General features: G+C 32.4%; 10 protein-coding genes. 5 read left to right on the forward strand and 5 right to left on the reverse strand.

Annotated features, from left to right (window positions below):
• Nucleotides 1-46: 46 nt before the first annotated feature.
• On the reverse strand, nucleotides 47-1,639 hold the full coding sequence (locus QLQ94_RS19355; RefSeq protein WP_482498249.1) for a recombinase family protein: 1,593 nt from the start codon (nucleotides 1,637-1,639) through the stop codon (nucleotides 47-49).
• A 209-nt stretch (nucleotides 1,640-1,848) separates the two neighbouring features.
• On the opposite strand from QLQ94_RS19355, the gene istA (QLQ94_RS19360) reads away from it, so the two are divergent.
• From istA (QLQ94_RS19360) to QLQ94_RS19380, 5 genes are all read left to right on the forward strand, one after another.
• Nucleotides 1,849-3,414, forward strand: coding sequence for an IS21 family transposase (gene istA, locus QLQ94_RS19360; protein ID WP_271338769.1), 1,566 nt, complete (start codon nucleotides 1,849-1,851; stop codon nucleotides 3,412-3,414).
• A gap of 22 nt (nucleotides 3,415-3,436) precedes the next feature.
• Nucleotides 3,437-3,976, forward strand: a complete 540-nt coding sequence (locus tag QLQ94_RS19365) for an ATP-binding protein (protein WP_482498251.1) — start codon at nucleotides 3,437-3,439, stop codon at nucleotides 3,974-3,976.
• A 150-nt stretch (nucleotides 3,977-4,126) separates the two neighbouring features.
• Entirely contained in the window at nucleotides 4,127-5,680 is a 1,554-nt protein-coding gene (gene istA / locus QLQ94_RS19370; protein WP_271338775.1) for an IS21 family transposase, read from the forward strand.
• Between the two features lie 23 nt (nucleotides 5,681-5,703).
• A complete protein-coding gene (gene istB / locus QLQ94_RS19375; RefSeq protein WP_482497946.1) occupies nucleotides 5,704-6,432 on the forward strand; it encodes an IS21-like element helper ATPase IstB in 729 nt (242 codons plus the stop codon).
• A 64-nt stretch (nucleotides 6,433-6,496) separates the two neighbouring features.
• The gene (locus tag QLQ94_RS19380) at nucleotides 6,497-6,781 is read left to right on the forward strand and encodes an ATP-binding protein (RefSeq protein ID WP_482498253.1); all 285 of its coding nucleotides are present in this window, start codon (nucleotides 6,497-6,499) and stop codon (nucleotides 6,779-6,781) included.
• Nucleotides 6,782-7,195: 414 nt separating this feature from the next.
• Here QLQ94_RS19380 and QLQ94_RS19385 read toward each other — a convergent pair whose 3' ends face one another.
• From QLQ94_RS19385 to QLQ94_RS19400, 4 genes are read right to left on the reverse strand one after another with little or no spacing between them, the layout of a single operon-like run.
• The gene (locus tag QLQ94_RS19385; RefSeq protein WP_482498254.1) at nucleotides 7,196-10,183 is read right to left on the reverse strand and encodes a DEAD/DEAH box helicase; all 2,988 of its coding nucleotides are present in this window, start codon (nucleotides 10,181-10,183) and stop codon (nucleotides 7,196-7,198) included.
• Nucleotides 10,184-10,189: 6 nt separating this feature from the next.
• A complete protein-coding gene (locus QLQ94_RS19390) occupies nucleotides 10,190-12,322 on the reverse strand; it encodes a DEAD/DEAH box helicase (RefSeq protein ID WP_482498256.1) in 2,133 nt (710 codons plus the stop codon).
• Nucleotides 12,322-13,638 (reverse strand): ATP-binding protein, encoded by a 1,317-nt coding sequence (locus QLQ94_RS19395; RefSeq protein WP_482498257.1) that lies wholly within the window; start codon nucleotides 13,636-13,638, stop codon nucleotides 12,322-12,324. Before QLQ94_RS19395 ends, QLQ94_RS19390 begins: the two co-directional genes overlap by 1 nt.
• Nucleotides 13,635-15,566 (reverse strand): tellurite resistance TerB C-terminal domain-containing protein, encoded by a 1,932-nt coding sequence (locus QLQ94_RS19400; RefSeq protein WP_482498258.1) that lies wholly within the window; start codon nucleotides 15,564-15,566, stop codon nucleotides 13,635-13,637. The genes QLQ94_RS19395 and QLQ94_RS19400 overlap by 4 nt, the downstream gene beginning before the upstream one ends.
• Between the last annotated feature and the right edge of the window lie 6 nt (nucleotides 15,567-15,572).

Genomic DNA, 15,572 nt, shown 5'->3' on the forward strand with positions numbered 1-15,572 from the left:
TAAGGCGAATTATATAAATGTTTCGCCAGGGTAAGTTTTAATTATTTTAAATTGTTTTCAACTGCTGTTCAAAGGCTAACAATGCTATCTCATTAAAAAAATGTTTTATCATCCTATCATTAGAAATATCTTCTTCTTTCGTTGAACTATTTTTAATCAATTCTAACCCGAATATTTTCTTTATAAATTCAGGAAGCATATTCAGAATATTTTCATCAGCAATTACTTTTTCGGGAAAAAACAACCTTGTAATTCTTTGTTTTATTAATACATCTGACAGCTCATAAACTTCTGCTAAGCGACAGAGTATATTATCTCCTCCATTCTTTCCATAAATCCCCGCCCCTACTTTTAAAGCCAGTTCGCGTAATTCCGAAGCATATTTTTTCAAATAAGCTTTACAGTTTTCTTTTATCAAAAAATAATCATCATAATCAATTTTTCCTTCTGAAAAAAGCTTATGAGCATTTAAACTTCTGTCAATTGATCTGTCCATTGCTTTTCCAATCTCACGTTTTTTAATTTGATAGTCTAGCTGTCTTCCCTTATCAATCTTTTTCAATAAATCATTGACTCTTTTACAAAAAGAAACATCAATCTTGACATCCTTAAGAAACAACTGGAAACCTGGATTAATATAGTCAGCCCTGATTCTATATTTACATTTTCCGGTACAATGATAATAATAGTATTTTTTGCTCCTTCCCTGTGAAGAACTCCCTGTTAGTGTTTTTCCACAATCAGGACAAAGAAGAATTCCCCTTAATAAATAGTTTTCATTAAGCACTCTTTTCTTTTTAACCAGTCTTGAGTTTTTTACATTGCCTAATATTTTTTGGACTCGTTCAAAAAGTGCCACAGATACAATTCCTGTGTGGAGTCCATCTATAGTCCTGCTCTTTTCATTTCCAGCTTCAGGAATTTTGATCTGCCCGCAATAAATAGGATTTCGTACTAACATGTAAAAGGCACTTCTGCTGCATTTTAAGCCTTTAGATACAGTATCCTTATATATTTCTGCTAGTGTAACTCTTTTTGCCGTAATTATTTCTTCAAACACTTCCCTAATTATAAAAGCTTCAGGAGCATATGCAGCAATATACTTTTTCCCATCTGCTGTTATTTTATTCCTATAACCTAAAGGAGCCTTATTTATCCAGCGACCTTCCAATCTTGCTTTCTGAAGACCTAAACTTACGTTCCGGCTTTTTTTATCATTTTCAACTTCAGATGTGGCGAGATATACAGCAAGTATGATCTTGCTTTCGGGTATAGAAAAATCGATCGGCTGATCTATGGCCTGGAGAGATACTCCTAATTTTTGAAGTTTCTCAAGCGTTATATAACCATCTGTGATGTTACGGCTAAACCTGTCCCAACATGTAAAAATAATAGTAGCAGGACAGTTTTTAAGAGATTTAATCTTAATCATTAATTTATTCCAAGACGGACGATTAAATGTTTTTGCCGAGCAATCCTCAAAAATAATTTCTGAAATAACGAGATTGTTATATTTACAGTAATGCAAAAGACGTTCTAACTGGCTGCGCTGGGAATATCCTTTTACAGCCTGCTCATCGGTACTTGGATATTCCGCTGCAAAGGTCGCCACGATTCCGCTACAAAGTACACCACCCATTCCGCTTCAAAGTACGCCACGATTCCGCTGCAAAGGTCGCCACTTATTCCGACGCAAAGTACGCCACTTTACTTCTGATTTAAGAGTTGTAAAGGACTGACATTCCGACACAAAGCACACCACCTTTCTCAAGTCCATTATCTCACTAAGTAGAGATTTAACCGCCATTTAGCATAAGTTTGGTTTGTAATCAAAAAACCACTTGCAGTATGGCAAATAAACCACTTAGTATGATTAAGATAAGACAGATTCTTTTGTTTTTAGAGCGTGGAGTTTCACAACGGACTATTGAAAAAGAAGTCAGAATTTCTAGAAAAACAATCGCACTTTATTTGCTGAAATTTACGCAAACAGGAGTTGATTTTAAGGAATTACTAAAGCGTTCAGATCAAGAACTTGAGAACATACTAGGGCTCTTAAAGCCCGCTGTAGTAGAAGATACTGATCCGCGCAAAGTTCATTTTAATAATCTGATCGGTTACTTCAGCAAGGAACTTAATCGAACTGGTGTAACACGATTATTACTTTGGGAAGAATATATTAAAGAATATCCTGAAGGTTTTCAATATTCTAGATTTTGTGAACTCTTACAAGATCAGGAGAAGATAAACAATGCTGTGATGCATTTTGTTCATACTCCTGCAAAGCTGCTTGAAGTTGATTTTGCTGGAGACATGCTTCACTATGTTGATACTTCAACTGGAGAACTAATCGCGTGCCCTGTATATATTGCTATTCTTCCCTTTAGCGGTTATGGTTATGTGGAGGCTTTACCTGATGCAAAACTACCTCAAGTGGTAAAAGCTTTGAATCATACCATTGAATACTTTGGAGGGGTCCCCTTGACTGTTAAATCAGATAACATGAGGCAATGGGTATCTAAAAGTTGTAAATACGAACCTGTATTTACTGATATGCTCGAACAATGGGCAAACCACAATAATATTGCTCTGCTTGCAGCTCGTCCCTATAAACCAAAAGATAAGGCTTCTGTTGAGAACAATGTAAAGATTACGTATAGACGTATTTATGCCAGTCTACGTAACGATACTTTTCATAGTCTCGCAGAACTCAATAAGGCTATTAGAGAAAAGCTGGATTATCATCATCAATTGAACTTTCAAAAGAAAGTATACAGTAGGCTCGAGTTGTTTAAAAGTCAAGAGAAAACACTACTACAACCTCTTCCAGAATCCCCATACAGTATCAGACATTACACCAAAGCAAAAGTTCAGAAACATTACCATGTATTGGTGGGTGAAGACTGGCACTTTTACTCTGTTCCCTACCGCTATATTGGGAAGGAAGTACGTATTGCCTATGATCAGGATGTAGTGGAGATCTATTGCGATGCACAAAGGATTGCTGTGCATACTAGGAATTACACCAGCCATGGTTATACCAGTATCACGGAGCATATGCCTGAAAGACATCGGATCATTAAGAATCAACGTGGATGGAGTCCAGAATATTATCTCAAAAAAGCAGAAGAAAACGGCCCTAATACTTTTGAATTTTTCAAAAAAGTAATGAACAGTAAACTGATCATTGATCAATCATATACTGCTTGTCTTGGATTATTGAGACTAATGAGCTCCTATGGCAACATTCGGATGGAGGCTGCATGTAAACGGGGATTAAGAGGGCGTAAGTTTACCTACGGTGTTATCAAAAACATCCTGGTGAATAATATGGATTTACTCGAAGAGGAGTCTCCCATCGAGTTCCGCATCCCCGAACACAGTAATATCAGAGGCCCTGAAGCCTATAATTAATCAACTTATAAAACCTTAATAAATGAATACACAAAATACATTAGAACAGTTCAAAGGCCTTAAATTGACAGGCATGGCTAAAAGATATGAAGCTGCATTAGCGCTTCCGGTACATGAACAAGAGGATGTTCATTCTCTCATAGCTATGCTCACTCAGGCAGAAGTAGAATACAGAGAATACTCCAGAACACAGAAGTATCTAAAAGCAAGTAAACTCCGTTATCATGCCCTACCAGAAGATATAATTTGCAACACAGAAAGAGGTATCACAAGAGAACAGTTATTACGACTCTCTGATGGTATGTTTATAGAAAAGGGAGAGAATGTCTTGATAACTGGTGCTACTGGTTGTGGTAAATCTTTTATGGCTTGTGCTTTAGGACGCAGTGCCTGCTTGCTTGGGTATCGCACTCTGTATTTTAGCATGAACAAGTTTATAGATGCACTAACTCAAGCTAAACTTGATGGATCATATCTTAAATGGATTAAGAGTATCTCAGTGGATATTTCGGTTCGATTTGTGCCAGTGATTTCGGTCGGACCGTGCCACCCATTTCGGTGAATTTGTGCCACTATTTCGGTTTGAATAGTGCCACTATTTCGGTTCAATTTGTGCCACTCGGTTAATAAGTCATAGTTTTCCGGTTCGATTTGTGCCACTTTGAAAGATCAAAATCAGCTACTATCTTGTTGTTATCTAAAGCAATACGATATGGCTAATAAACTTGATCCTATGGACTTAAAACAAATCATTACTTTACATTTGGACGGTTATAGCAATCGTAAAATTGGAAGTACATTAGGTATTTCTCGCAATACTGTAAATACTTATATGCAGCTTTTCGAAGGCTCTAAATACTCTTTAGAACAGTTGCTGACGTTGGATATTGAACAACTATCAGAGCTCTTTTCTAGCTTTACGACAGTAGACACTCAAAGACATAACTCTTTAATGCTCTATTTTGAGACGGTTAATAAAGCTCGGAATCATCCTGGATTTACTTTTCTATATCATTATGCTCAATATGCTCAGACAGTAGCTAATCCCTACAGCTACACACAGTTTATGGAGCATTATAACCGGAAATATAAAGAAGTAAAAGGCTCTATGAAGTTAGAGCATGAACCTGGTAAAGAGATGTACATTGATTTTGCAGGTAAAAAACTCTCATATATTGATCAAAACACAGGAGAAATTATATCTGTAGAAGTTTTTGTGGCTATACTTCCTAATAGCCAATATACCTATGTGCAAGCCTGTCCGAGTCAGAAGAAAGAAGATCTTATTATATGCTGTACTAATGCGCTAAACTTTTATGGAGGTGTTCCCTTGGCAATAGTCTCCGATAACTTAAAATCAGCTGTATCTCGCGCAAGTAAATATGAATCACAAATAAACAGAAGCTTTAAAGACTTTGCTAGCCACTATAACTGCATAGTCAATCCAACTCGTATTTATGCTCCCCAAGATAAGGCGTTAGTGGAGAACGCAGTACATCTTGTCTACCAAAGAATTTACTACCCAATCAGGGAGATGACTTTCTTCTCTTTAGAAGAGCTCAATGCAGAGCTACGACGTATGCTAATCACTTACAACCAATTACTTTTTCAACGTAAAGAAGCAAGTCGTGTAGAGCTCTTTCAATCTGTGGAAAGACAATATTTAAAAGCATTACCCTGTACTACTTATCAAATAAAGGATTATAAAAGAGCTAAAGTTCAGAAGATAGGTTATGTGTATTTCTCACCTGACAAGAGTTATTATAGCGTTCCTTATCGCTACATAGGCCATCATACAATGATTCACTACACCAATACTTCAGTAGAGATCTATTATAATCATTTACGCATTGCAATACATAAACGAAACCCGAAAAAAGGGAATTACAATACAATTAAGGAACATTTATCCAGTACGCATCAAAGCTATACCAGTTGGAGTCCTGAGTATTTTAAAAATCAAGCAGCTCCACATGGTGTTCATTTAGTCAAATGCGTAGAGAAGATTCTGTGTAATGTCGATTACCCTGAGATTGGATACAAGAGGGTGATTGGCTTAATACAACTACACAAGAGTTATGGATCACAAAGACTGGATAAAGCTTGTGAGATTGCATTGAATGCTAATGTTGCAACCTACACCCATATCAAAAACATCCTGCGTCATAATATGGATCTCAAAGAAGCTATGTTCCAAGAACTAGACGCTAACACTAATCACATCCCAGTACATCAAAACATCAGAGGAGCCTCAGCGTATCAATAAATATTAATCTTAAATATTATAATATGGACAACAATCAAACTATCGAAAAGCTAAAGACCATGAGACTTAACGACATGGCACAGCTACATCACAGTCACATTAAAAACAACACAATGACCTCATTTACTATTGATGAGTACATTGGTTTATTGACGGATCACGAGTATGAAAATAGACAAAATAGAAAAATAGAAAGGCTAATTAAACAGGCTGAATTTAGACAAAGTGCAAGTATGCCAGATGTGAATTATACTCAAAACAGAGATCTAGATAAAAATATGTTTACCCGTCTAGGAACATTGGATTTTATTCTCAAAAAACAGAATGTAATATTAACTGGTTCCAGCGGAGTTGGAAAAAGTTATCTTGCTCAGGCTCTGGGATACCAAGCCTGTTTGATGGATTATAAAGTCTTATATTATAACACTGCTAATCTTTTTAATTTATTAAAAATAAGTAAATTAGACGGGACATACCTAAGGGAAATGAAAAAGATACTAAAATCAGATCTACTTATTCTGGATGACTTTGGCTTACAACCATTCGATAACCAATCCCGGGAAGCATTATTGGACATTGTTGACCAAAGGTACAATCAAGCATCAATAATACTGTCTTCTCAAATACCTGTATCTGCATGGCATGATATAATTGGGAACTCGACAATTGCTGACGCAGTCCTAGATCGTATTGTAAATTCTTCTCATAGAATAAATCTGCAAGGCGAGTCTATGAGAAAAGCAAATTTTTAAACTGAACAAACTTTTTTGTATTATTGTAATCTCTTTCAAAGTGGCACCATTTCAACCGAAATGGGTGGCACGGTCCGACCGAAATACCCACTCAGCATATAAGCTTTTAATATTAGATGATTTTGGGCTAAAAGCATTAAGTAATGATGCAAGGATTGCTTTACTAGATATCCTCGAAGATAGATATGGTATAGGATCAACTATGATTACTTCTCAGCTACCAGTAGACACTTGGTATAACTTTATTGAGGAGCCAACTCTTGCTGATGCTATAATGGACAGATTGTCAGCTTCTGCACACAGAATTGCATTAACAGGTAAATCGTTGAGAACTAGAAAAAATTATTAACTTTGAAAAATATCATCTTTACTAAGTGATGATAAAGGACGATTTGACTGGCGTACTTTGCGTCGGAATAAGTGGCGACCATTGTCGCGGAATCGTGGGGTACTTTCGTCGGAATATCTAGTACTAACTCGTATGTACAGATAAACCACAGGCATAAGCAGGTAGATTTACAAGGAATGATTATTATTTAAAACGCAGAATTTAAATAATTATTTGATACATAGCACACTCAATATTAATCAAATTTGCGCTTAAAAGTTTATCACATATAGAAATAACACATTAACTTAAAGCCTATTAACGGAAAATCTAAAAATATTAGCAGACTCTTTTTAATATATTTTGTAATGTGAAATTAATAAAATAAGATTGTAGTTAAATACCAAAAGTGTCTCTAAATATTGTAATAGGAAATTACTTTTCTATTTCAAAAGTCAAATAATTTGATAGTATCCCAGATGGGGTTTTACTTCTTTTGTCTAGTATTTCTGTATTTGCAAAAACAATAAAATTATCCTTAGCTCTTGAAACGGCTACATTTAACATATTCGGCTTATTGTCTCTATCAAAAAACATTGTACCTGAATCGCCTTTTCCATAAACCATTGAAAACAAAATCATTGATCTTTCGGCTCCTTGAAGTGCATGAACGGTTCCTATTTTTAATTTATCAACATTAAATCCTGCATTTTTTAATGCATATCTCAAACTGTTTTTTTGACCAACAAAAGGAGTAATAATACCAAGAGAATCTTCAACTTTTCCATATCTTTCCTCTATTCTCGTTTTATTCTGAACTAACCAATTAACTATTGCCTTTACTTCATTGTCATTGTAACGACTTGAGTTTTTTACTGTCGAATTCCCTTCAACATGAACGCAATACATTGGAGGAAATAATAAATCACTTTTTGCAGGTCCTTTAAGTGGTACTAGCTTTCCATCATATGCTAATACATTGCAATAATTAATAATCTCATCAAAACAGCGTCGATGCTCAACCAAAGTAACACCTTTTTCCTTTGTGCCATGCTCTCGAATATTACTAGCATTTTGAGCCATTTTCATAACACTTCCAGTTGAAGCAAGAAAACCTTTAGGATCAAACTCTTTCTCATAAATAAGATCATCATAATTTTTAATGATACCGCATTTTTTTAAATTTCCAACATCAATTTTATTAGTAATGTTCCAAACAGGTTCAATTTGTTTGACATCACCTACTATAACTGCTTTCTTAGCAAGTGAAAATGTTGCAGTCCCCACCTCCGGTGCAACCTGGCCGGCTTCATCAACAATCAATAAATCTATAAAACTATAAAGTGGACGTGTGTCAAAAATATTTTTACCATCTTCTCCTTTTTTGAAAAACCTGAAGAAACTAAAAAATTTAGGAGCCATATAAAATGTACTAACAAAACAAGGCGTTAACATTGCTTGTCGCTGCCATCTATTTATCATTGCATCAAACCCTTTTCTATCGAAATTTTCATCTTTCAAATCCGATTCTAATTTTAATAACCATCTTCCTTCCCAATAATGCAAAGCAAGCTGAAATGCTTCATGACGAAGTGTAACATCCAACTCATCATAAAAACAATTTGGTTTAACATCATTTTTAATTTTAAAATATTCAAACTCCCAGTATTCATCTTCTGTCTTAGGTGGATTTCCATTAATGGAATTAGAAATTTTCCATTCTTTCCATTTTTTTATCGACTCAATAATTGTTTTTGCAGTTGTTATTTTATTGTCGATCTTTTCAAGTATTATACTTTTTGTGAATACAAATTCTTTAGCTTCACTTATTAATGAATCTCTCAATATGATTCTAACTTCCGATGCTCTATTCGCTAAAGCTGATTTCAATCCAAAAAAGCAAAATAGCTTTCTAAAAAACGATTCATTATTAAAATATGAAATAATTTTTTCTTCTAATTTATTTAAAATCTCAATATCAGATTGAAACTTTATTTCGTTTAAGATATTTTCAGAATAATATTTATCACGAATACTAATATCATTTAGATATCCATTTGAAAATAGTTGTTCATTTTGCAAGTAAGTTTTCCATTTATTAGATGCTTCATGCAATATTGCCTGTATATTTAAAGCTTCCTTCTGGATTTTTATTATAGCATCATTAATATTTAAAATCTTATCTTTAAAATATTTTGAACACTTTTCAATAAAATAAGGTTTAGCAATTTTTAAATATTCTTGGTTTTCAACTCTACTAAACAAGCCTTCACCGTTTTGCTTTTTATAATTTATGCCTTTCAACTCTGCCTCTGTTTTTCCATTAGCTGGTAAATAAGTAGCATAGCCATCAATTTCTGGTAACCACCTTCCTTCTAAATTCCCTGGCTTTGTATTTGATTTTGAAAAACTATCTATAATGTTTGTTACTGCTTGATTATTGGTTGAACACGCAAGGATTATAGAGGGTTCATTTCCTGCTATAGCACTTTCTACAAATTTATTAGCAACAATACTTTGTAACAAAGTTGTTTTTCCCGTTCCAGGAGGTCCATTCACTGCAAAAACTTTGTCATTTGTTTTTAAAAAGGTATTTAAACTTTTACGTTGCGATATTGAGATTGGGAAATCAAACCCCATTTGTCCTATATGCAAGAAATTTGAATCGATGAATTCAGATACATTTAATGAATTATTCTCTTTAGGATTGTTTAGCGTTATAAATGTCTTTAATAATTCAGGAATTCTGTCTTCCTTTAATATCTTTTCATACAAATGAATTATACCGATTGCGGCGTTAACATCTTCGTCCGGCAATAGAACTATTCCATTCTTTAGAGTTTCATAACCCTCTGATACATAATTCTCAATATTTTGATTTATAGCTAAAGCAAAAACTTTTTTTACGTAATCTATATATTCCTGATAATTCACATATTGTTCTCTGCCTACAGCAGTTACATTATCAATATTTTCAACAGTGCCAAATATAAATTCAGTTCTTTCATCTGCTAAGGGTTCTAAATACTTTCTTTGGAAAACTGGAAAATATTCTTCTGGGACCCGTAAACTTCCTTTTCTATCTAGTTTCGCAAAATACCAAAAAGGAAATTTAGGCTGTTTATCTTTTAAGAAAACAAGATTTTCTGTTGTGGGTTTTATTTTTATTGGAGAGATCAAGACTTCGATTTCATCTAAATTAACCCAATTCTCACTATCCTTACTTGAAACACCTTTCTTTTTATTTATGCGTCCTTCTTCAAAATTTATCAGTTTGTTTACGCTGTTCAAATCTTCTATTTGCTGCATATCAATTTCAAAACTCTCAATTTCAAAATGCTGAAGTTTATCAATATTGATATCTGCTTTTAAGGAATCCGACAAGCTTTTTTTCCAATATGTTAACCACTTTTTATATTCCATAATTTCTTAAGTGTTTTCTACAATTCTATTAATACTAAGTAAGAATTCTTGAGTTTCTTTTATATCATAAAATTTTTGCTTCATCAATCTAATCTGAAATTTTATCGGCAGAAAAACACCCCATTTAGATACCGTTAATGAGTCTGGATTTCCTTCTAATTCTTTAGTGACAATCTCATCAATAATTTCAACATTCGAAATTATAAGATTTAACTTAGACAAAAACTCTTCTCTGGAGATCATGATGTAAAACATACTCGCTTTATCATCTAACATATTTTTAATTTCTATTACATCAAAAAGCAGTTTAAGTGTCCTGTTTATTTTAGTGCCTGTAAAAGTATAGAACACGATTTTTTTCTCAGAAACCATCAGCAATTTTTCTGATTCAATATTTTGTAAATCAAAAACAGAAAATTCTCTTCTCATCTTCTCTAGCTCGTCTGAGGAGTTTTTATCTAGCTCACTAAAAATTTCATTTTGATAGATTATTTCAAGCATTTTTTTTCTGATTTCAGGATGTACAATACCTCCTTCTCCAGAAAATTTCGGTTTTTTACCATCATTGGTTGGAATTACCTCTATTTTTTTCGCTTTAAAATCTACAAACTTAATTTTCCATATTTTAGCTGCTAATAAAATATTCTCATCTTCCTTAACTTGTGGTGAAAATGGAATTTCCCCAATTTTATTACCTGCACTTACAACTTTAAAATTATCTTCAACGGTAAAAGCGCTGTAGAAATCTCTATTATTAACGATTTTTTCACCTTCAACTCCTATAATAACCTCATCTCCTAATTTTTCCAAAAAGTCTATTGCTATCAAATGATTTAAAATTTCTTCAATATCAGAAACTTGAATATCATTGAATGCAAAATTGTGATTTAAATGCTTAATCAAATCCACAAGTTTAATACCTGAATGTCCTTTTGTTATCGATAAGGCCTGATGCAATAAAATATCATAAACAAGATTCATAGGCTCGGAAGGTTCTATAAATTTCTCTTTATATAATTGCCAACATGCTAACGATTGCAATAAGCTCCATTTATCTGTAGCATATAAAAAAAGATTACTTTTTGCACCATTTTGTCTGCCACTTCTGCCAACACGCTGTATCAAAGAAGCAATGCTATTAGTAGCATCTATTTGAACGACCTCATCAACTGAACCAATATCAATTCCCAGCTCTAATGTTGAAGTACATGATATACAGAAATTTTGCCTATTATTACTTTTTGCAAAATATTCTACATATTCTCTTACTTCTTTATCAACCGACGAATGATGTGAAAAATAGTTCGTATGTCCTTTTACCTTTTCCGAAATCTTTTTAAGCTTAACTGCTACTTCTTCCGCACGCCCCCTACTATTGGGAAAAATCAGAACTTTATTATTTCTGGTTTCTAAATACAAATCCTTTAAAAGATCTAAAGGAAGTTCAATACCTTCATTTTTAAAATATCTAAACTCTGTTTCTATTTCTTTAGATGTTTTATCTAATAGCACTTTTGTGTGTAATACATCTCCAGTAAATTTCTTTGCCTCTTCATAATCTCCTATGGTTGCTGATAATCCTACTATATTAAATTTCTTTGAATTCAAATCCTGCAATCTTGACAAAATAGATTTTAATTGAGCTCCCCTTCCCGATCCTATAAAGGAATGTATCTCATCAATTACAAGATACTTAAGATTAGAAAACAGATGACTTACATGGTGTGGTCTATTAACAAACATAGCTTCCAACGACTCTGGAGTGATCAACATTATGCCACTAGGCTCTTTTATTATTTTTTCTTTCAGTGTTCTATTGGCTTCTCCATGCCATTTTGTAACTGGAACTTCAAGGTATTTACAAAGTTCTTCTATTCTATAAAACTGATCATTAATAAGAGCTATTAAAGGTGATATATATAATACTTGAATACCAGATTCATTAAAATTAACTTTTGAAAGTATAGGAAGAAAAGCAGCTTCAGTTTTACCCGAAGCTGTTCTTGAAGCCAAAATATAGTTGTCATTAGTGGAAATGATTCTTTGAATTGCAGCATCCTGGATAGGTCTCAATTCTTCCCATCTCTTGTCCCTGACATATTTTTTTATAGGATCTGAAAGTAGATTATAGGATGACATTATAATTCTTCAATACTATTGATTAAAGATAGCTCATCTGGTCTTTCATCTGATATTTCAATTTCTCCAAATAATATATTTTTATCAACGCCAGGATTCTGTCTAATAATATTAAGTATATTCAAAAAATCTCGGATAACTTCACGAGGGGTTAGAAATTCTGAAGCACCAGGTTTATTGAAAATTTCTTCCATGAATTGTTGAATATCATTATCTGAAATATCAATTTCTGTTTTATAATTATAATCGAAAATTAATTTAAGTTTTTTAAGTAAAACGAAAATTTCATTATGATTTAAAGGCATTAAACGAATGACAGGCTGTGCAAAATCCCTTACTTCCAGAGTTTCAAACTTATTTGTTTCTAAACGAGATTTTAACGCTTGATAGCTAAATAAACCTCTTCTTTCGTTTTCTAAAAATTCTCTCGTACCTGCAAAATTAAAAAACAGATTAGCTACTTTTCCCTGGAAGCAATCATTATAAATAGATAGAATTTTTTCATAATTTTTCTCTCTCATTATAGACGTTGAAATCTTATATAAATTTATTGCTTCATCTAAGTTTATCATAAATCCATTATATCCCATATTTACAAACAGCTTACAGAAATTCTTAAGCATGTCATAGTAATTAAGATCATTAATTATATCTCTTACACCTAACTCTTGTTTGGCCTCAGTTTTGGTTTTATATTCCCCTTTAAGCCACTTTAAAGCATTTCTTCTAAGCTGCTCGTCATCCTTTATGTAACCTTCATAATATTTCATTATTACGGTTCCGAAATCAAAACTACCAACTTCTGTTATTTCACTTATAGTTTTCATCAGGTTTTTTTGAATTAAACCTAAATATTGTTCATCTCGAATCAACGTTAAAGAAATATTGCTTTCTTCAGCAGTTTTAGTGATTATCTGCTCAATCCATTTTTCCAGTAAAGTTGGCAAAGCTCCACCTTCAGGTTTTGTTTGAATTGCAACATTATCCATTATTGCAGAAAAGAGCATCACACCCTTACCATCGTTTGAATACAGTCGATTATCTGGTGTAAAATCAGCATTAGCAACAACAAATTTTTGTTTTAAAGCAACTGTGTTAAGCAGATGAAGCATAAATGATTTTCCTGAACCAAAATCTCCAATCCAGAATTTTGCCATGCTATGTCCATTCTTAACATCTTCTAAAGCTGTTACAAAGGAAGCTATTTCTTCAGAACGTCCTACAGTAATGTGCTGAACTCCGATCTTAGGAACCACACCACCTATTAGTGAATTTATAATTGAAGTAGCTTCTTTGGGTTTAATGTTATCTATCATTTTGCTAAAAGTTTTTGGTAATAATCATGATTAATAGTGTAATATTCTTCGTCTTCTTCAATTAAAAGATCATCAAGATTCTCAAAACATATTTCATTAATATTTTCTATTAATTGGTTTTTAAAAGCTCCTTTAGATTTCGCGAAAATTTCAAATTCACTTTGAAGTATTGAAAAATTATTTTTTGAAAAAAATTCCAATGTTGAAGTATGAATTGGTTTAAAGACAAAATCTTTCAAATATATTGAGATCGTCTCTTCGGTTTTACTATGATCAATACTAATTTCAATTTGTTCATCTAATATTAATTTACTGTCTAGTTCTTCTGAATTTTCATCTCTTAAATATTCATTCAATAGTTCTACTGTACCAGAATGTTGCTGCTGAACTTCCTTAATTAGAGATTTATCAAGGTGAATTTTTTTGCGTTTAACAGCATATACCTGCGGAACTGAATTAAGTGCCTTCCTCAAATCCTTATCATATATAAATTCACTAACTATTCTTTCAAAATTCTCTAACTGACTATTATCTTTAAAAAGGCTTTTTTGAATAGTCTTAGTCAGTTGTTTATTATCAAAAGTTATTGACTGTAAATCATGATCAAGATAGTGTAAATATAATGACAAAGCCGTTTCCTGATCATACTTAGCAATAAATTTAGAAGCTTCAAAAAAGATATTTTCAACCGAAGGATTTTCTTTGTTTAATTTTCCTAATTCGATAATTTGGTCCAGAAACTCTTTTGAGTTTTTATTGAAACCGGAACTAATTTCTTCAAATTTAGCTTTCCATCGTGTTGTGTTCTGAAGATTGAGTTTTATTTCTGTTTCCTTATCAGGTAAATTTATTTTTGAAATTAATACTAAATGAATCTGGGCAATTTTACTAATTAGTTTTGTTTCAAATTCTTCTTTTGCATCTAAAGATGATGCATAGGGATCAATAGTTATTTTTCTTTTATGCCCAAATTTTTCTCTTACCGTATTTTCACAAAATTTAAAAATATTAGTATGAAACTCATTCTCGCAAGATTGCATGGCGTGCTTATAATTAATACTTCCTTTCCTGTATCTAAAATGTTTTCTAACTACAACATCTGCAATTTCTTCAAATTCTTTTTCTATTGACGAACCATTATCAACATATAGCTGTTTTAAATTATTCATTGTTGCCAGATAAAGTCTAATTACTTCAACACAGCAATATTCAATATTTACAAAATTATTACTCGAATACCATATTTTATCTAAAACATTCGTTTCATCTTTTGTGAGATTTAATTTTTTCTTGTATTTGTTTCTCCATTCAAATGTCGAATAATTAACTTGAGTATATTGATAATCATAATGATCTTCCCTCAATCTGGCAACGCCATCAGTATCTCCCACCTGCTCCATTTTTTTAATTAGAAAATTAATTACATAGGTTTTAGTTTTAGGATAATGATTACCTAAAATTTCTAATTGTGATTCAAGTAAGGCAATGTTTTTATGCTGGTCAAACTCATTTAACAAATCGAAAAGTAAAATAAAGGCATAATTAGTATTGCCTTCTAAATCTATAAATTGACCATTCAAAAATTGAGTTTTATAATATTGATAAAACTTTTTTTGGTTAGATGTAGCATAATTAATTTCTGAATAAGAGTAAACATAACCATGAGACCAATAAGGAACTTTTGATTCTAATCCATAATCTGAATCAATCCTGTAAGATTGTGATCCCACATCTATAATTGAATCATCAGTTTTTGAACTTGATTTAGTGACAGAGACATTTATCATATTTGTTCCATTAATAGAAGAAACCTGCTTTGTTCGTTGATTCTTTGTTATATCATAATAATTTACTTTGTTAGGCTCCGGTTTCTTTTTTCCTACCGAAACAAGAACAATTATTATAAAGATTATAATTATTATTGTCATCTTTAA

This window comes from Flavobacterium sp. B114r (genome assembly GCF_056824125.1).